This is a genomic window from Streptomyces venetus (assembly GCF_039540295.1).
Lineage (GTDB): Bacteria > Actinomycetota > Actinomycetes > Streptomycetales > Streptomycetaceae > Streptomyces > Streptomyces venetus.
The window spans coordinates 889,304-904,932 of record NZ_BAABET010000001.1 but is presented as its reverse complement, the minus strand read 5'-3'; the positions used below and the strand labels follow the sequence as shown (position 1 = coordinate 904,932).

The 15,629-nt window shown below is 70.8% G+C and carries 15 protein-coding genes, 1 tRNA gene and 1 pseudogene; 8 read left to right on the top strand and 9 right to left on the bottom strand.

The window, feature by feature from the left end:
* Window positions 1-47 precede the first annotated feature (47 nt).
* The 3 genes from ABEA82_RS03940 to ABEA82_RS03930 all read left to right on the top strand — a co-directional run bounded on the left by ABEA82_RS03940 (window position 48) and on the right by ABEA82_RS03930 (window position 2,917).
* A complete protein-coding gene (locus ABEA82_RS03940) occupies window positions 48-653 on the top strand; it encodes a lytic polysaccharide monooxygenase auxiliary activity family 9 protein (protein ID WP_345659921.1) in 606 nt (201 codons plus the stop codon).
* Between the two features lie 88 nt (window positions 654-741).
* Window positions 742-1,206: a DUF3592 domain-containing protein gene (locus tag ABEA82_RS03935; protein ID WP_345659920.1), complete on the top strand. Its 465-nt coding sequence runs from the start codon at window positions 742-744 to the stop codon at window positions 1,204-1,206.
* A gap of 40 nt (window positions 1,207-1,246) precedes the next feature.
* Window positions 1,247-2,917: a long-chain-fatty-acid--CoA ligase gene (locus ABEA82_RS03930; protein WP_345659919.1), complete on the top strand. Its 1,671-nt coding sequence runs from the start codon at window positions 1,247-1,249 to the stop codon at window positions 2,915-2,917.
* Here the strand turns inward: ABEA82_RS03930 and ABEA82_RS03925 are convergent.
* The 6 genes and pseudogenes from ABEA82_RS03925 to ehuB form a co-directional block, all read right to left on the bottom strand.
* Window positions 2,883-2,956, bottom strand: a tRNA-Lys gene (locus ABEA82_RS03925). The two genes, ABEA82_RS03930 and ABEA82_RS03925, sit on opposite strands and share 35 nt — an antisense overlap.
* 95 nt (window positions 2,957-3,051) lie before the next feature.
* Window positions 3,052-3,813, bottom strand: a pseudogene (locus ABEA82_RS03920) (IclR family transcriptional regulator).
* A gap of 197 nt (window positions 3,814-4,010) precedes the next feature.
* Window positions 4,011-4,796, bottom strand: a complete 786-nt coding sequence (gene ehuA / locus ABEA82_RS03915) for an ectoine/hydroxyectoine ABC transporter ATP-binding protein EhuA (protein WP_345659918.1) — start codon at window positions 4,794-4,796, stop codon at window positions 4,011-4,013.
* The gene (gene ehuD, locus ABEA82_RS03910; RefSeq protein ID WP_345659917.1) at window positions 4,786-5,436 is read right to left on the bottom strand and encodes an ectoine/hydroxyectoine ABC transporter permease subunit EhuD; all 651 of its coding nucleotides are present in this window, start codon (window positions 5,434-5,436) and stop codon (window positions 4,786-4,788) included. Before ehuD ends, ehuA begins: the two co-directional genes overlap by 11 nt.
* A complete protein-coding gene (gene ehuC, locus ABEA82_RS03905) occupies window positions 5,433-6,134 on the bottom strand; it encodes an ectoine/hydroxyectoine ABC transporter permease subunit EhuC (RefSeq protein ID WP_345659916.1) in 702 nt (233 codons plus the stop codon). The genes ehuD and ehuC overlap by 4 nt, the downstream gene beginning before the upstream one ends.
* Complete coding sequence (gene ehuB, locus ABEA82_RS03900; RefSeq protein WP_345659915.1) at window positions 6,131-7,030, bottom strand: ectoine/hydroxyectoine ABC transporter substrate-binding protein EhuB; 900 nt, start codon at window positions 7,028-7,030, stop codon at window positions 6,131-6,133. The genes ehuC and ehuB overlap by 4 nt, the downstream gene beginning before the upstream one ends.
* Window positions 7,031-7,179: 149 nt before the next feature.
* On the opposite strand from ehuB, the gene ABEA82_RS03895 reads away from it, so the two are divergent.
* Window positions 7,180-7,674, top strand: coding sequence for a DUF3830 family protein (locus ABEA82_RS03895; protein ID WP_345659914.1), 495 nt, complete (start codon window positions 7,180-7,182; stop codon window positions 7,672-7,674).
* Here ABEA82_RS03895 and ABEA82_RS03890 read toward each other — a convergent pair.
* Both ABEA82_RS03890 and ABEA82_RS03885 read right to left on the bottom strand, forming a co-directional pair.
* Entirely contained in the window at window positions 7,661-9,064 is a 1,404-nt protein-coding gene (locus tag ABEA82_RS03890; protein ID WP_345659913.1) for an amidase, read from the bottom strand. The genes ABEA82_RS03895 and ABEA82_RS03890 overlap by 14 nt on opposite strands.
* Before the next feature lie 17 nt (window positions 9,065-9,081).
* Window positions 9,082-10,029 (bottom strand): D-2-hydroxyacid dehydrogenase, encoded by a 948-nt coding sequence (locus ABEA82_RS03885; RefSeq protein WP_345659912.1) that lies wholly within the window; start codon window positions 10,027-10,029, stop codon window positions 9,082-9,084.
* Between the two features lie 198 nt (window positions 10,030-10,227).
* Here ABEA82_RS03885 and ABEA82_RS03880 point away from each other — a divergent pair, with 198 nt between their 5' ends.
* The 4 genes from ABEA82_RS03880 (at window position 10,228) to ABEA82_RS03865 (ending at window position 13,546) form a co-directional block, all read left to right on the top strand.
* The gene (locus tag ABEA82_RS03880) at window positions 10,228-11,043 is read left to right on the top strand and encodes a maleate cis-trans isomerase family protein (protein WP_345659911.1); all 816 of its coding nucleotides are present in this window, start codon (window positions 10,228-10,230) and stop codon (window positions 11,041-11,043) included.
* Window positions 11,040-11,771 (top strand): maleate cis-trans isomerase family protein, encoded by a 732-nt coding sequence (locus ABEA82_RS03875; RefSeq protein ID WP_345659910.1) that lies wholly within the window; start codon window positions 11,040-11,042, stop codon window positions 11,769-11,771. The genes ABEA82_RS03880 and ABEA82_RS03875 overlap by 4 nt, the downstream gene beginning before the upstream one ends.
* Before the next feature lie 317 nt (window positions 11,772-12,088).
* Complete coding sequence (locus ABEA82_RS03870) at window positions 12,089-12,358, top strand: hypothetical protein (RefSeq protein WP_345659909.1); 270 nt, start codon at window positions 12,089-12,091, stop codon at window positions 12,356-12,358.
* A gap of 96 nt (window positions 12,359-12,454) precedes the next feature.
* Window positions 12,455-13,546: an LLM class flavin-dependent oxidoreductase gene (locus ABEA82_RS03865; RefSeq protein ID WP_345659908.1), complete on the top strand. Its 1,092-nt coding sequence runs from the start codon at window positions 12,455-12,457 to the stop codon at window positions 13,544-13,546.
* Here ABEA82_RS03865 and ABEA82_RS03860 read toward each other — a convergent pair.
* Complete coding sequence (locus ABEA82_RS03860; RefSeq protein ID WP_345659907.1) at window positions 13,522-15,381, bottom strand: putative bifunctional diguanylate cyclase/phosphodiesterase; 1,860 nt, start codon at window positions 15,379-15,381, stop codon at window positions 13,522-13,524. The two genes, ABEA82_RS03865 and ABEA82_RS03860, sit on opposite strands and share 25 nt — an antisense overlap.
* Window positions 15,382-15,629: the final 248 nt, after the last annotated feature.

Genomic DNA, 15,629 nt, shown 5'->3' with positions numbered 1-15,629 from the left:
CCTGCACGGCTCACTGAACATCCCCCACGTTCTCCAGGAGCGGCAGCATGCGTACCAGGACCAAGTTGTCCGCAGCCGCGGTGGGACTGGCCACGACCGGAGCCCTCGTACTCTCCTCCGGCGGAGCCAGCGGCCACGGCTACACCGACCTCCCCGTCAGCAGGCAGAAGCTCTGCCAGAACGGCACCGTGACCAACTGCGGATCCATCCAGTGGGAGCCGCAGAGCGTCGAGGGCCCGAAGGGCTTCCCGGCCTCCGGACCGGCCGACGGACAGATCTGCAACGCCGGGCTCGGCCAGTTCGCCCAGCTCAGCGCGGCTCGGACGCCGTCCGGCGGGGCCTGGCCGACGACCAGGGTGACGGGCGGGCAGAACTACACGTTCCGCTGGCAGTTCACGGCCATGCACGCTACGACCGACTTCAAGTACTACGTCACCAAGCCGGGCTGGAACCAGAACCACAACCTGGCCCGGTCCGACCTCAACCTCACGCCGTTCTTCACGGTGCCGTACAACGGCCAGCGACCCCCTTCGACGCTCTCCCACAGCGGCAGGCTGCCGACCGGGCTGAGTGGTCATCACGTCATCCTCGCGGTGTGGACGATCGCCGACACGGGCAACGCCTTCTACGCGTGCTCGGACGTCACCTTCTGAGGTTCCCTTGAGTCACCGGTGCGGCCGGCGTGGGTAGGTTCCTCCCACGCCGGTCGACCGATGGCCGCGCAGGGCCTCGGGGGAGCTCATGGAAGTCTTGTTCTACGTCGTGCCCACGCTCATGATCGCGGTCGCCTCCTGCGCCGTGGTCGTGGTGATCCGCCGCTCCGTCCGGGTCGGCCGCGCCTGGAACAGCGGCCTGACCGCCGAGGCGCGCTGTCTGCGGACGTACACCACGACGAGTGGTGGCGGCGACAGCTCGGTGCACACGACCCTGCACCACGTCTACGAGTTCACCACGCGCGACGGCCGCGGTGTCCGGTTCGAGGAGCGGGGCGGGCCGGGGACGACCCTCGAGGGCGACATCGTCACCGTGCACTACCCGGCGGACCGCCCGGAGCACGCCACGGCCAGGCCCCCGGCGCCAGGAAGGCTCGCGGCGGGCACGGGATGCCTGCTCGCCTTCCTCGGCACGTTCATCCTCTTCGCCCTCGGCTTCATGGCGGTGACACACGCGATGTTCTCCGCCGCGGGCGACTTCCTGCAGCCGTAGCGCTCCACATCTGACGCTACGTCAATTACCGTGCGGCTTCATGGAGTCCACTGCGGGACGCACGGTGGCGGAGCTCGTGGCGGCCCGGTGGGGTGACCACCGGCCGGGGCTGTGGTGCGAGGACGTGGTGCTCACACAGCACGAGGTGGCGGCCGGGGCCGCCGCCCGGGCGGCACTCCTCGCCGACCTGCTGCCACCCGGCGCCGAACCCCACCTCGGTGTGCTGCTCGACAACACCCCCGAGTTTCCCCTGTGGCTGGGCGCGGCGGCCCTGGCCCGGGCCGCCGTCGCCGGCGTCAACCCCACCCGCCGGGGCGCCGAACTCACCCGCGACATCCTGCACACCGAGTGCCGGATCCTGGTCACCGACCGGACCCACCTGCCGTTGCTCCAAGGGTTGGACCTGCCCGGAGTACGCCTGCTGCGCACGGACACGGCCGAGTACGCCGACCTCCTGACCCCCTACGCCGACGCCCGCCCGGACCCGACCCGCGCCACTCCGCGCGACCGCTTCCTGCTCTACTTCACCTCCGGCTCGACCGGAGCCCCCAAGGCGGCGCTCTGCTCCCAGGGCCGTCTGGCGTCCGCCGGACGCTCCCTGGCCGGCCAGTTCTCCCTGACCCGGGACGACGTGCACTACCTGTGCATGCCGATGTTCCACGGCAACGCGGTGATCGCGGGCTGGGCGCCCGCCCTCGTCACCGGCGCGGGCGTGGCGCTGCGCCGCCGCTTCTCGGCGTCCCGCTTCCTGCCCGACGTACGCCGTCACGGGGCGACGTACTTCACCTACGTCGGCCGGGCCATCCAGTACGTGCTGGCCACCGAGCCGGATCCCGGGGACCGCGACAACCCGCTCCGTCTGGGCTTCGGCACCGAGGCGGGCGCGGTGGACGCGGCGGCCTTCGAGCGGCGGTTCGGGGTGCGGCTGGTGGAGGGCTACGGCTCCTCGGAGGGCGGGGCGGCCGTGCAGTGGTCGCCGGGCACACCGCCGGGGGCGGTCGGCCGGGCGGCACCCGGACTCGTCGTCCTCGACCAGGAGACCCGCGAGGAGTGCCCGCCGGCCCGCTTCGACGGGGCGGGGCGGCTGCTCAACGGGGACGAGGCGATCGGCGAGCTGGTCAACCGGGGGCCGAGCCCCTTCGAGGGGTACTGGCGCAACCCGGCCGCGGAGGCGGAACGGCGCAGATGGGGAGGCTGGTACTGGACGGGTGACCTCTTCTACCGGGACGCCGACGGCTACCTCTACTTCGCCGGCCGGACCGACGACCGCCTCCGCGTCGACGGCGAGAACCTGGCCGCCGCGATGATCGAGAACATCCTCGCCCGCTACGAGGGGGCCGCCGCCGTCGCCGTGTACGCGGTGCCGGACCCGGTGACCGGTGACCAGGTCATGGCCACGGTCGCCGGTACGTTCGACCCGCTGTCCTTCGCGGAGTTCCTGCTCTCCCAGCCCGACCTGGGCACGAAGATGGCGCCCCGGTTCGTGCGGGTGGTGGAGCGGATGCCGGTGACGGCGACGAACAAGATCCACCGCGCCGCGTTACGGAAGGAGGGCGTCCGATGCGCGGACCCGGTGTGGTGGCGGCCGCCGGGGGAGTCCGTGTACCGCAGGCTGACCAGCGCCGATCTCGGACACGCCGAAGGGCCTCCCGCTCCCACGAGAGGCCCTTCACCGGTGCGCCGCCAGGGACTCGAACCCCGGACCCGCTGATTAAGAGTCAGCTGCTCTAACCAACTGAGCTAGCGGCGCATGACTCCCGCCGACCGCCGGAATCGTGTTCCGCGGTGGGCGACGGGAAAATACTACCCGGTCCCGAGGGGTGCTTCTGACCACCCGGCGCCGGTCTAGATCGCCATGGACAGCAGGACCGGTGCCGCGTTGCGATTGAGGGCGTCAGCGGCTTGGCGCAGGCGGTGGGCGTGCTCGACCGGCAGGGACAGGGCCAGGCAGCCGACCGAGGAGCCGGCCGTGATGGGGACGGCGGCGCAGACCGTGCCCACCGCGTACTCCTGGAGGTCGAGGACGGGCACGGTGGGCGGCTGGGCCTCCAGCCGGGACAGCAGCAGCCGGTCGCTGGTGATGGTGCGCGAGGTGAGGCGGGCCATCTTGTGCCGGGCCAGGTGGTCGCGGCGGCCGGCGTGGTCGAGCTGGGTGAGCAGGCTCTTGCCGATGGCCGTGGCGTGGGCCGAGGAGCGGAAGTCGACCCACTCGTTGACCTTGGGAGTGGCGGGACTGTCGGCGTACTGGGTGACGCTGATCTAACCGTCGACGTACCGGCTCATGTAGACGGCGGCGCCGACCGAGTCGCGCAGCCGGTCGAGGGTGTGCTGGAGCTTCTCGCGCAGGGTCTGCTCGCGGTGGTGCGCGGAGCCGAGGCGGGCCAGGGTCTCGCCCGTGACGTACGCGCCGTCGGCGATCTGCTCGACGTAGCCCTCACGGCGCAGCATCCGCAGGAGCGCGGTCAGCCGCTCCGGTCCGATGCGGGTGTGCCGGGCGAGGTCGGCGTCGGTGACTCCGGTGGAGCTCCGCGCCACGGTCTCCAGGACGCGCAGGGCTTCCTGCGCCGAGTGGTGCGGGGTGGTCGGCGGCTCGTGCTTCAGCGCCACGGTGGTCTCCCCCTGCGCTTGCTGTTGGGCCGAAATCCGGACAGCGAATCCCCTCCACGATAACGAACAATGGGCTTGTGGAGAGCGGGGGTTGACAAGATTCACGGGGCCCCGGACTGGGGCATTGACCCGCTGGCATATGCCAGGAGCATGCCCCAGTCGCCGGACCCCGCGTCGCGCCTGGTCACAGGCCGTAGTCAGAGCACCGCGCTGAGGAACTCCCGCGTCCGGTCCTTCTCCGGCTCGCTGAAGATCTTCTCCGGTGCGCCCGCCTCGATGATGCGGCCCGAGTCGAACATCAGCACCTGGTCGGAGATGTCCCGGGCGAAATTCATCTCGTGGGTCACACAGAGCATCGTGATGTCGGTGGAGCGCGCGATGTCCCGCAGCACGTCCAGGACGCCGGCGACCAGCTCCGGGTCGAGCGCGGAGGTCACCTCGTCCAGCAACAGCACCTGCGGCCGCATAGCCAGCGCACGGGCGATCGCCACCCGCTGCTGCTGCCCGCCGGACAGCTGCGCCGGGTGCGCGTCGCACTTTTCGGCCAGGCCCACCATCTCCAGCAGGCCCTTGGCCCGCTCCACCGCCTCGTCCTTCGACATGCCGAGGACGGTGACGGGCGCCTCGGTGATGTTGCGCAGCACCGTCATGTTCGGGAACAGGTTGAACTGCTGGAACACCATCCCGATCTTCTTGCGGACCTCGCGCACCTCCTTGTCGGAGGCCGGGAACAGCTTCTGCCCGTCGACCGTGATCGTGCCCTCGTCGGGCTTGAGCAGGGTCATCAGCAGCCGCAGGATCGTCGTCTTGCCGGAGCCGGACGGCCCGATCAGGGTGACGTGCTTGCCGGCCTCGACGGAGAAGTCCAGGTGGTCCAGGACGGTGTTCTGGCCGAACCGCTTGGTGACCTGCTCCAGCCGGATCAGCTCGCCGTCACCCTTGGCGGGGTTCTTCTCGGGGTTGGGAAGAGTGTCAGTGGACAAGGCGTCGCTCCAGGGCTCGCAGGAGAAGGGAGGCCAGATAGGAAATGACGATGAAGGCCGCTCCGATCACCGTGAGCGGCTCGGTGAACTGGAAGTGCTCCTGCGAGAACAGGCGCGCGTGGCCGAGCATCTCCAGGACGGTGATCGCCATCAGCATCGGCGTGTCCTTGAGCATCGCGATGACGTAGTTGCCGAGCGCGGGGATCACCCGGCGCACCGCCTGCGGCAGGATCACCGCGGTCCACGTCCGTCGCAGCGGCAGGTTCAGCGCCGTCGCCGCCTCCCACTGGCCGACCGGTACGGCCTCGATGCCGGCCCGGTAGACCTGCATCGTGTACGTCGAGTAGTGCAGCCCGATCGCGAAGACACCGGTGCTCAGCGCCGAGAAGGTCAGACCCCACTCCGGCAGCACGTAGAAGAGGAAGAACAGCTGCACCAGCAGCGGGGTGTTGCGGACGAACTCGGTGACCGCCCCGACGGGCCAGGTCACCCACCGCGAGGGCACCCGCATCAGCAGCGCCCACACCAGGCCCAGCACGAACGAGATCAGCGAGCCGAGCACCAGGATCTGGAGGGTGACCAGCAGGCCCTTCCAGAAGTCCGGCATGAAGTCGGATACCGCGCTCCAGTCCCAGTTCATCGGACCGCCTCCACGACGACCGGCTCAGGCGCCCGGGTCTTGCTGTCGGGCTTCTTCCCGACACCGGCCTTGAGCCTCTTCTCCAGCCCGCGCATCACCCGGGTGAGCAGGAAGGCGATCGCGAAGTAGATGAGCAGGATGTACGTGTAGATCTCCGCGCTCTCCTGGAGCGCGAGGCGCACCAGGTTGCCGCTGAAGGCCAGGTCACCCATGCCCATGATCGACACCAGGGCGGTGCCCTTGAGCAGCTCGATGAGCAGGTTGGAGAACGGCGGGATCATCTCCGGCACCGCCTGCGGCAGCAGGATCAGCCGCATTCGCTGCCAGGGCGTGAAGCTGAGCGCGATCCCGCCCTCCTTCTGCGCCGGGTCGACCGCGCTCAGCGCGCCGCGCACGATCTCCGAGCCGTACGCCCCGTAGGTCAGGCCGAGCGCGAGCGTGCCCGCCCACAGCGGCACCAGCTGCCAGCCGAAGGCCGGGGGCAGCACGAAGAACACCCAGAAGATCATCACCAGGGCCGAGGTCCCGCGGAACACCTCGGTGTAGAAGCCCGCCAGGAAGCGGACGATCCACAGCCGGTGGGTGCGCGCGACGCCGACCACGAAGGACACAGCGGCCGCCATCAGCGCGCTGCAGACGAGCAGCTGGATCGTGACCCAGATGCCCTTGAGTACGAGTTCCCACAGTCCGGAGGTCATCCGCCGCAGAGCTCCTTCGCGGTCAGATCCGTCATCTCGGCCTTGGTGAAACCGAAGGGCTCGAGGATGCGGAAGAGCTCACCGCTCTTCTTGAGCTTGCTCAGCTCGACGTTGAAGGCGTCGCGCAGCTTGGTCTCGGTCGGCCGGAACGCGAAGGCGCCTCCGTCGACGTGCGGCTTGCCGTCCACGAGCGGGGCGAACGGCTTGGTCGACTCCGCCTTGGCGGACTTCTTCACCACCTCGCGGGTGGTGAGCGCCGTACCGGCGAACACGTCCACGCGTCCCGCCTCGACGGCGTTCAGACCCGCGACCTGGTCCGGGACGATGAGGATGTCGCTCTCCTTGTACCCCGCCTCGACGGCGTACTGGATCTCGGCGTAGCCGGTCCCGGTGGCGAACTTCGCCTTCTTCGCGACGACGTCCTTGTAGCTGTGCAGCCCCTTCGGGTTGCCCTTGCGCACGATGAACGCGTCGAGCATCTGGTAGTCGGGGTCGGAGAAGATGACCTGCTCGCAGCGCTCCGGGTTGACGTACATCCCTGCGGCGACGACGTCGAACTGCTGGGAGTTCAGCCCCGGGATCAGCGAGCCGAACTCGGTCGGCACGGGCTGCACCCGGTCGATGCCGAGGCGCTTGAAGATCACCTTGGCCAGTTCCGGTGCCTCGCCGGTGAGCTCGCCGTTCTTGTCGATGAAGCCGAACGGGATCTCGCCGGCGATACCGAGACGGACGACCCCGGCGGCCCGGAGCCGGCCGAGCAGGTCGCCGCCCTCCGTGCTCGACGCGGTGGCCACCCGGCTGCATCCCGCGGCGCCCAGCGCGCCGAGCGCCGCGACCCCCGCGAGCAGCGACCGGCGTGTGGGCCCGGATGCAGATCCGGACACGGTCTGGGACATGGGTTCCGGACTTCTCAGTGGGCTTCTCTGTGGTGGAGCCATGGGCGCGCGGCTACCCGAACGCATCAGAGTTATGCCGACTTTTTCGAGCCCCGCACGTATCCCCGTGCGCCCTTGACCGCAGGGGCGCCGGGCACTCCCATGGAGGCATGGCTGATCGCTTCATCGAGGTCTCCCTGGTCAAGCGCGACGTGACCTGCACGGCAAGACTGCTGGACGACCGTGCCCCGATCACCTGCGCGACCGTCTGGGACGCCCTTCCGCTGTCCGGTGACGTCTACCACGCGAAGTACGCACGTAATGAGATCTACGCACTTTTCCCACCCTTCGCCGAAAAAGAGCCGCCTCTGGAAAATCCGACCGTAACTCCCATTCCGGGTGATCTGTGTTATTTCGCCTTCGCGGGGACGGAGTTGGGGACGAAGTCCTACGGCTACGACCGCGAGGTCCACGCCGGGACCACGCTCGTCGACCTGGCCCTGTTCTACGAGCGCAACAACCTGCTGCTGAACGGCGATGTCGGCTGGATCCCCGGCATCGTCTGGGGCCAGGTCGTCGACGGCCTGGACGCCATGGCCGAGGCGTGCAACGACCTGTGGCGGTCGGGAGCGGCGGGGGAGACGCTCAGCTTCAAGCGGGCGTAGGCCCGGCGCCGGACGCCACCCCGGCCTCGTACAGCGCGTGGGCCGCCCGCAGCACCAGATCGTCCCGGTGCCGGGCGGCCACGAGCTGGAGACCGATCGGCAGACCGTCCCCGTCGGCGCCGACCGGCACGCTCGCCGCGGGCTGCTGGGTCATGTTGAAGGGGTAAGTGAACGGGGTCCAGCCCGTCCACCGCCGGTGACCGGATCCTTTCGGTACCTCGGCGCCCGCCTCGAACGCCGTGATCGGCATGGTCGGGGTGACGAGCAGGTCGTAGGTGTCGTGGAAGCGGCCCATCCGGCGGCCGTGGTCCATCCGCACGTCCACCGCGGCCAGATAGTCCAGCGCCGAGTAGCGGGCGCCCTGGTCGCAGATCTCCCGCAGGCCCGGGTCCAGCAACGCGCGCTGCTGCGGACCCAGATGCTGGGTCACCCGCGCCGCCCCGCTGAACCACAGGGTGTGGAAGGCCTCCACCGGGTCGGTGAAGTCCGGGTCGGCCTCCGTGACGTACGCGCCGAGCTCCGCCAGCCGCTCCACCGCCCGGCGCACCACCCGCGCGACCTGAGGGCGCACCGCCACCTGCCCGCCCAGCGTCGGCGAGTACGCCACCCGCAGCCCGTGCACCCCGCCGGTCAGGCCGTCCGTGTACGCGCCGGGCGGCGGGGCGAGCGCCGACCAGTCACGCGAGTCCGGATGGCCGATCACGTCCATCAGCAGCGCCGCGTCCTCCGCGTCCCGGGTCATCGGACCGACGTGCGCCAGCGTGCCGAAGGCACTCGCCGGGTAGAGCGGCACCCGGCCGTACGTCGGCTTCAGCGCGAAGATCCCGCAGAACGACGCCGGGATGCGCACGCTGCCGCCGCCGTCCGTGCCCAGCGACAGCGGGCCCGCGCCGAGCGCCACGGCCGCCGCACTGCCGCCGCTCGAACCCCCTGCGGTGCGCGTCCGGTCGTACGGGTTGCGGGTCACGCCGCTGAGCGGCGAGTCCGTCACGCCCTTCCAGCCGTACTCGGGGGTCGTCGTCTTGCCGATGAACACGGCCCCGTGCTCGCGCAGTCGGGCCACCGAGGGCGCGTCCTCGTCCCAGCGGCCGGCCGGGTCCACCGCCTTCGAACCGCGCAGGGTCGGCGCCCCGCGCAGCAGCAGGATGTCCTTCACCGTGACGGGCACGCCGTCCAGCAGGCCGCACGGCTCACCGCGCCGCCATCGCTCCTCCGACTCACGGGCCCGGGCCAGCGCGTCCTCGGCGGTGAGCCGGACGAAGGCGTTCACCTCCGGCTGGATCGCTTCGGCCCGCTCCAGCGCCGCACGGGTCGCCTCCACGGGACTCCACTCGCCCTTGCGGTAGCCGTCGAGAAGCCGTACGGCGGTCAGGTCGGTGAGCTCGGTCATCCACCCTCCAAGGAACGTCAGTGTCCGGGTACGTACCCACGCTGCTTGTCGACCACGTTCTTCAGGGGCTCCCCGGCCGCCCACAGTTCGTACAGCTCCACGAACTGGGTACCCAGTTCGTCCCGCCAGCCGACGATGTCGCCGCTCATGTGGGGGGACACGATCAGCCCCGGGACCTGCCACAACGGGCTGTCGGCAGGCAGGGGCTCGGACTCGAAGACGTCCAGGGCGGCGCCCGCGATCCACTGCTTGGCCAGGGCCTCGGCCAGCGCGTCCTCGACGACCAGCTGGCCGCGGCCGATGTTGACGAACCGGGCGGACGGCTGCATCACGCCGAAGCGGCGGGCGTCGAACATGCCCCGCGTCTGCTCCGTGAGCGGCGCCGCCGCGATCACCCAGTCGGCCCGCGCGAGCAGTCGGTCCAGGTCCTCCGGACCGTGCACGCCGGCGCGCGCGGTGCGGCCGACGAGCGCCGTCGTGATGCCGAGCGCCCCCAGCGTGCCCGCGATCGCCCGCCCGATCGGCCCCGAGCCGACCACCACGGCCCGGCCCCCGGCGACCTTCTGCGACTCCCGGTGCCGCCAGGTCCGCTCCCGCTGCAACTCCAGGGTGCGCGGAAGATCCTTGGCCATCGCCAGCACGAGCGCGGCCACGTACTCGGCGATCGGCTGGTCGAAGATGCCGCGCGCGTTCGTCACCACCGTGTCGGAGGCGGCGAGTTCCGGACACATCAGATGATCCACACCGGCGCTCGCCGTGTGCACCCAGCGTGGCCGCGGGCCCTCGCCCGGCCACGCGTCCCGCACGGCGTGCGAGGTGAAGTCCCACACCAGCAGTACGTCCGCGTGCGGGAGGCGCTCGGCGAGGCCCTTCGCGTCGGTGTGTTCGACATGGGCGCGGCCGGTGAGGCGGCCGAGGCGGGGCAGGGGTTCGGCGTCCAGGACGAGCAGGGTGGGGGTGGGCATGAGCAGCCGTTTCTCCAGCCGTACGGCGGGGCGGCCGGGCCTCGGGGGTGCCGGCCGGGGACGACGAGTTAACCAGGTGTTGACCAGGAGGTGATCCGGGCGGATTGACCACGCTCGCACCCGAACCTACCGTCGTCAACACGGGCGTTTCCACGAACCGTTACACACCAGTTGCCCAGAGTGAGGCCGGTGCCAAGCATGGACGTCTCATTTCTCGGCGGGCCCAGCCCGCAGCGAGGGGTCGGCGTTGTCGCGCCCTTCGACTTCGCACTCGACCGCGAGCTCTGGCGCTGGGTGCCTGACGAGATATCCCTGCACATGACACGAACGCCCTTCGTGCCGGTCGAGGTCAGTCTCGACCTGGCACGCCTGGTCAGTGAGCACGAGACGCTCGGCGAGGCGGTGCGCACGCTCAACGCGATCGCACCCGAGGTCATCGCCTACGCCTGTACGTCCGGCAGTTTCGTCGGCGGCGTCATGGGCGAGCACGCGATGTGCGACGCGATGAGCCGGGCCGGGGCCGTACCGGCGATCACCACCTCGGGCGCGCTGCTGGAGGCCCTGGTGGAACTGGACGTCCGGCGGGTGGCACTGGTGACGCCGTACACGGTGTCGGTGACGCAGTCGCTGGAGGCGTACGTCGCCCAGGCGGGCGTCACGATCTCCGGCTGCGCCTTCATGGGCCTGACCCGGCACATCTGGAAGGTCCCCTACCGGGAGGTGGTGGACATGGCGCGCCAGGCCGTACGCGGCGACGCCGACGCCCTGTTCATCAGCTGCACCAACCTGCCCACCTACGACGTCATCCCGCAGCTGGAGGCCGAGCTGCGCATCCCGGTGATCTCGGCCAACCAAGTGACGATGTGGGCGGCGCTGCGCCGACTGGGTACCCGTGCGGTGGGACCGTATCAAGCGCTGATCAATCCGGAGGCGCGGTCCGGCCTCGTACCGCCGGGGGCGGACGCCGGTCCGGTACTGCCGGAAGAAGAGCAGCAGCAGGAAGGCTGGACATGACAGCACTGGGATTTCTCTACCCGGGACACTCCGCCGAGGACGACTATCCGCGCATAGAGCAGTTGCTGGGCAGCGACATCCGGGTGGACCTGGTGCACACCGACATCGGTGAGGACGCGCACCGGGTGGACGCGCTGCTCGAGATGGGCTCCGCCGGGCGGCTGGCGGCGGGAGTCCAGGAGCTGCGGCACGCCGGCGCCGAGGCCGTGGTGTGGGCCTGCACCAGCGGCAGCTTCGTCTACGGCTGGGACGGCGCGCAGGAGCAGGTCCGCGCCCTGGCCCAGACCGCCGGCATGCCGGCGTCCTCGACGTCCTTCGCTTTCGTGCACGCGGTACGGGAGATGGGGGCGCGGCGGGTCGCGATCGGCGCGACGTACCCGGAGGACGTGGCCCAGCTCTTCGCGGAGTTCCTGCGCGGGGACGGCGTGGAGGTCGTGTCCGTCAACAGCTCCGGCATCATCACGGCCGCCGAGGTCGGCACGTGGGGCGAGACGGAACTCCTCGCCCTGGCCCAGAACTCCGACCACCCCGACGCCGAGGCCCTCCTCCTGCCGGACACGGCCCTGCACACGGCGGCCCACATCCCGGCCCTGGAGAAGGAACTCGGCAAACCGATCCTCACCGCCAACCAGGTCACGGTCTGGGAGGGCCTGCGCCTGGCGGACCGCCGCGTGAACGCGCCGGAACTGGGCGCCCTGTTCACGAGGGAGCCGATCGTCCAGGTGTGAAGCCGGGGGCCGGTCCTCGTCGCCCAGCCGCCCCGTCGGCTGCCGGGGGCGACGGGGCCGGGCCCATGACCGGCGATCCGGAGCGCTTCCTGCATGCCCCTGAGCTCGTGCTCCGTACGGGCCGGAATCGGTCCCACCTCTTCAGTGGTGCAGATGTGGGCATAGGTGTGCGAACAGTCGACCAGGAGCTGAGGAATGCTCAACTCCGTTGCGACATCCGGCGCTTGAGTTGACCGAAAGCGCGTTCCCCCTCCGGCGTCCACCCCGTGCACACTGGCCACGTCCGCAGCCACTCGCGCCGTGAAGGACGATCCCCGATGGCCGAAACGGGCCCGTTCAGATCTCATGTAAGCGCTGTCCAGCTCTCCGGGCGCCTGCTGTGCTGGAGCCTGGCCGCCGCCATGGCCACCGCCGCCGTGCGCGCCGTCGCCCATCCGCACGCCCGCTGGTGGAGTGCGGTGTGGTCCCTGCCGTGGTGGCTCTTCTGCGCGGCCGGCCTCGCGTGGGGTGTCCTCCGGCTCCGCGAGAAGGCCGCCAGGCGCCCTCCCCGCGGTGGAGTGCAGAGCGACTGGGGGCAGGCCGCCTGACCACCGCCTGACCGGTCCCGCCCGGGAATAACCGGAGACAGTCCCCTGTTATGGCCGGGACGACAGCACAAGGCCCACAGCAGGAGGCACCCCACCGTGGCGGCAGACGAGATACGCGGCGCAGCGCAGGGCGGCGCCCCCGTCCCCCTCTCCGTACTTGACCTGGTCACCGTAGGGGCCGGCCGCACCGCCTCCGACGCGCTGCGCACCAGCGTCGACCTGGCCCGCCTCGCCGAGGCCCGCGGCTTCCACCGTTACTGGGTCGCCGAGCACCACTCCATGCCGGGCGTGGCCTCCTCGTCCCCCGCCGTGATCCTGGCCCACCTCGCCGCCCACACCGACCGGATCCGCCTCGGCTCGGGCGGCGTGATGCTGCCCAACCACGCCCCGCTCGTGATCGCCGAGCAGTTCGGGACGCTGGAGGCCATGGCACCGGGCCGGATCGACCTCGGCCTCGGCCGCGCGCCGGGCACGGACGGCGCCACCGCCGCCGCCCTGCGCCGCACCGACCGGCTGAACGAGGGCGCCGACGACTTTCCGCAGCAGCTCGCCGAGCTGACCCGGTTCCTCGACGACGACTTCCCCGACGGGCACCCCTACCGCCGGATCCACGCCGTACCGGGCCCGGTCCAGGCGACCAGCCCCGGCGGCGTGCAGTCCCCGCACCGCCCGCCCCTCTGGCTGCTCGGCTCCTCCGGCTTCAGCGCCCGGCTGGCCGGTGTCCTGGGCCTGCCGTTCGCCTTCGCCCACCACTTCTCGGCGCAGAACACCGTCCCGGCCCTGGACCTGTACCGGGAGTCCTTCCAGCCGTCCGCCGTGCTCGACGAGCCCTACGCCCTCATCGGCGTCTCCGCGCTCGCCGCCGACGAGGAGAAGGAGGCCCGCCGCCAGGTGCTGGCCGCCGCCCTCAGCATGGTCCGGCTGCGCACCGGACGCCCCGGCCTCGTGCCCAGCCCGGAGGAGGCGGAGGCCTACGAGTTCAGCCCCGTGGAGCGCGACTTCGTCGACTCCTGGAACGCCAACGTCATCCACGGCACCCCGGACGAGGTCCGCTCCGGCCTGGACGACCTCGCCAAGCGCACCGGCGCCGACGAGCTGATGATCACGGCCAACGCGCACGGCGGCGACGGACGCCTGCGCTCCTACGAACTGATCGCCGATGCCTACGGGTTGCCGACGCCCGCCTGAACATCCGGCGTGTCCAGCAGCTCGGAGATACGGTCCGGCGGCACCGGACGGGAGTAGAGCCAGCCCTGTCCGGTGTCGCAGCCGATGCTCCGCAGCCGGGTCGCCTGGGCCGAGGTCTCCACGCATTCGGCCGTGACGGTCAGCCCGAGCCGGTGGGCGAGCTGGATCATCGCCTCGACCACGACCTCGTCGGCCGGGTTCGGCCGTGCGGCCGTGTCCCGGTCGTCGTACTGGAAGCCCCGAACGAAGGAACCGTCCAGCTTCAGGACCGACACCGGCAGACGGCTCAGGTACGCCAGGTTCGAGTAGCCCGTGCCGAAGTCGTCGATGGCGATGCGTACACCCATGTCGCTCAGCGCCTTCAGGGCCTGGAGCGGCCGGCCCGCCGACCCCATCACCGCCGACTCGGTGAGCTCCAGCTGGAGCAGGCCCGGCGCCAGGCCGGTCTCCGCGAGCGTCTCGGCCACGTCCGCCACCAGGTCGGAGTCCCACACCTGCCGGACCGCCACGTTGACGCTGACGAAGATCGGCGGTTCGTCCGGGTGGTCGATCTGCCAGCGACGGGCCTGCCGGCAGGCCGTACGCAGCACCCAGCGGCCCAGCGGCACGATGGAACCGTCCTCTTCGGCCAGCCCGATGAACCGATTCGGCGTCAGTACGCCGAACTGGGGATGGTGCCAGCGGACGAGCGCCTCCACCCCGTGCAGCCGGTCGTCCTCCATGCCGACCAGCGGCTGGTACTCCAGCTGGAACTCGCCCCGCTCGATGGCCGGCCGGAGCGTGGAGGCGAGAGCCTGGCGGGTCATGCGGTGCGCGTTGCGCTCGGGGTCGAACAGCGTCCAGCGTGATTTGCCGTCGGCCTTCGCCCAGTAGAGGGTCGTGTCCGCGGCCTGCACCAGCGCGGTCGCGGTGGTGCCCGCCGCGTGCCGCTCCACCACGCCGATCGACGCCGAGACCGACAGCCGCTGGCCGGCGATGTCGAACGGGTCCTGGATCGCCTCCAGCACCGACTCGGCGAGCTCGGCCAGCTGTTCGGTGCCGGTGGAGTCCTCGACGAGCAGCGCGAACTCGTCCCCGCCGAGCCGGGCCACCAGCGGGGTGCTCGTGCGGGAGTGCCCCGACGCGTCCGCGCAGCGCGTGAGGCGCTCGGCGACGGCGGCCAGCAGCCGGTCGCCCACCCGGTGGCCGAGGGTGTCGTTGATGGCCTTGAAGCCGTCCAGGTCCAGATAGCACAGCCCGATCCGGCCGGTGCCGCTCTGCTCGTACGACTCGGCCTCCAGCGCGGCCGAGAGGCGTTCGAAGAACAGCGTGCGGTTGGGCAGCCGGGTCACCGGATCGTGCATCTGCAAGTGCCTCAGCCGGGCCTGGAGTTCGCGGCGGCCGCTGATGTCGGCGACCGACAGCAGCACGCCCCGGTCCTCGGCGGGCAGCGGCGCGACCGTCACCTGCACCCACAGCGAGTGCCCGTCGGGGTGCTTGAGGCGGCGCGTGCAGCGCAGCCGGGACTGCCGGCCGCGCAGCACCTCGCCGTAGGCGTGCCAGGTACGGGCGTCGGAGGTGAGGTCGACCAGGTCGGCGGCGACGGACCCGGCGAGCTCGTCGGGGGAGGTACCGAGCAGCGCGGCGAGCGCGTCGTTGGCGCTGACGACCGTCCCCTCACGGTCGACGACGGCCATGGCGAGCGGAGCGGCCGTGAAGACGGAGCGGTACGGCGGCCGCGACGCAGGCTCGGTACGGGGAGACGTGTCGATCTCACTCTCTGTGACGACCGGCCGGTCGAGGTCTGCCGCGGGCGCCGGCCCTTCGAAGGTTCCGCTCACCGCTCGCTCCCGCATGTATTCGATCTCGGTCCGTGCAGGAAAGGTCAGGAAAGTGTGCCGATCATAGAGGCTGGCCCCAGGGCCTTCCAGCCGGTCTCCAGTGTCCCGGTCAAGCCACACTTCTGCCAGATCGTTTCTGCTCACCCCTGGACGGCTTCTTCAGGCCCCCGACCAGTTGTGACGTTCTGTGAGTGATTCCGGGGTGTCGGCTTCCGCAAACCTTCGGCTCCTTCACCCGACTGGTGCAGGCAAACAGGGCGCGG

What these genes read in the sequence shown, in the direction of transcription:
- ABEA82_RS03940 (WP_345659921.1), top strand. Translation starts at nt 48, where the DNA reads ATGCGTACCAGGACCAAGTTGTCCGCAGCCGCGGTGGGACTGGCCACG.
- ABEA82_RS03935 (WP_345659920.1), top strand. Translation starts at nt 742, where the DNA reads ATGGAAGTCTTGTTCTACGTCGTGCCCACGCTCATGATCGCGGTCGCC.
- ABEA82_RS03930 (WP_345659919.1), top strand. Translation starts at nt 1,247, where the DNA reads ATGGAGTCCACTGCGGGACGCACGGTGGCGGAGCTCGTGGCGGCCCGG.
- ehuD (WP_345659917.1), bottom strand. Translation starts at nt 5,436, where the DNA reads ATGAACTGGGACTGGAGCGCGGTATCCGACTTCATGCCGGACTTCTGG.
- ehuC (WP_345659916.1), bottom strand. Translation starts at nt 6,134, where the DNA reads ATGACCTCCGGACTGTGGGAACTCGTACTCAAGGGCATCTGGGTCACG.
- ehuB (WP_345659915.1), bottom strand. Translation starts at nt 7,030, where the DNA reads ATGTCCCAGACCGTGTCCGGATCTGCATCCGGGCCCACACGCCGGTCG.
- ABEA82_RS03895 (WP_345659914.1), top strand. Translation starts at nt 7,180, where the DNA reads ATGGCTGATCGCTTCATCGAGGTCTCCCTGGTCAAGCGCGACGTGACC.
- ABEA82_RS03890 (WP_345659913.1), bottom strand. Translation starts at nt 9,064, where the DNA reads ATGACCGAGCTCACCGACCTGACCGCCGTACGGCTTCTCGACGGCTAC.
- ABEA82_RS03885 (WP_345659912.1), bottom strand. Translation starts at nt 10,029, where the DNA reads ATGCCCACCCCCACCCTGCTCGTCCTGGACGCCGAACCCCTGCCCCGC.
- ABEA82_RS03880 (WP_345659911.1), top strand. Translation starts at nt 10,228, where the DNA reads ATGGACGTCTCATTTCTCGGCGGGCCCAGCCCGCAGCGAGGGGTCGGC.
- ABEA82_RS03875 (WP_345659910.1), top strand. Translation starts at nt 11,040, where the DNA reads ATGACAGCACTGGGATTTCTCTACCCGGGACACTCCGCCGAGGACGAC.
- ABEA82_RS03870 (WP_345659909.1), top strand. Translation starts at nt 12,089, where the DNA reads ATGGCCGAAACGGGCCCGTTCAGATCTCATGTAAGCGCTGTCCAGCTC.
- ABEA82_RS03860 (WP_345659907.1), bottom strand. Translation starts at nt 15,381, where the DNA reads ATGCGGGAGCGAGCGGTGAGCGGAACCTTCGAAGGGCCGGCGCCCGCG.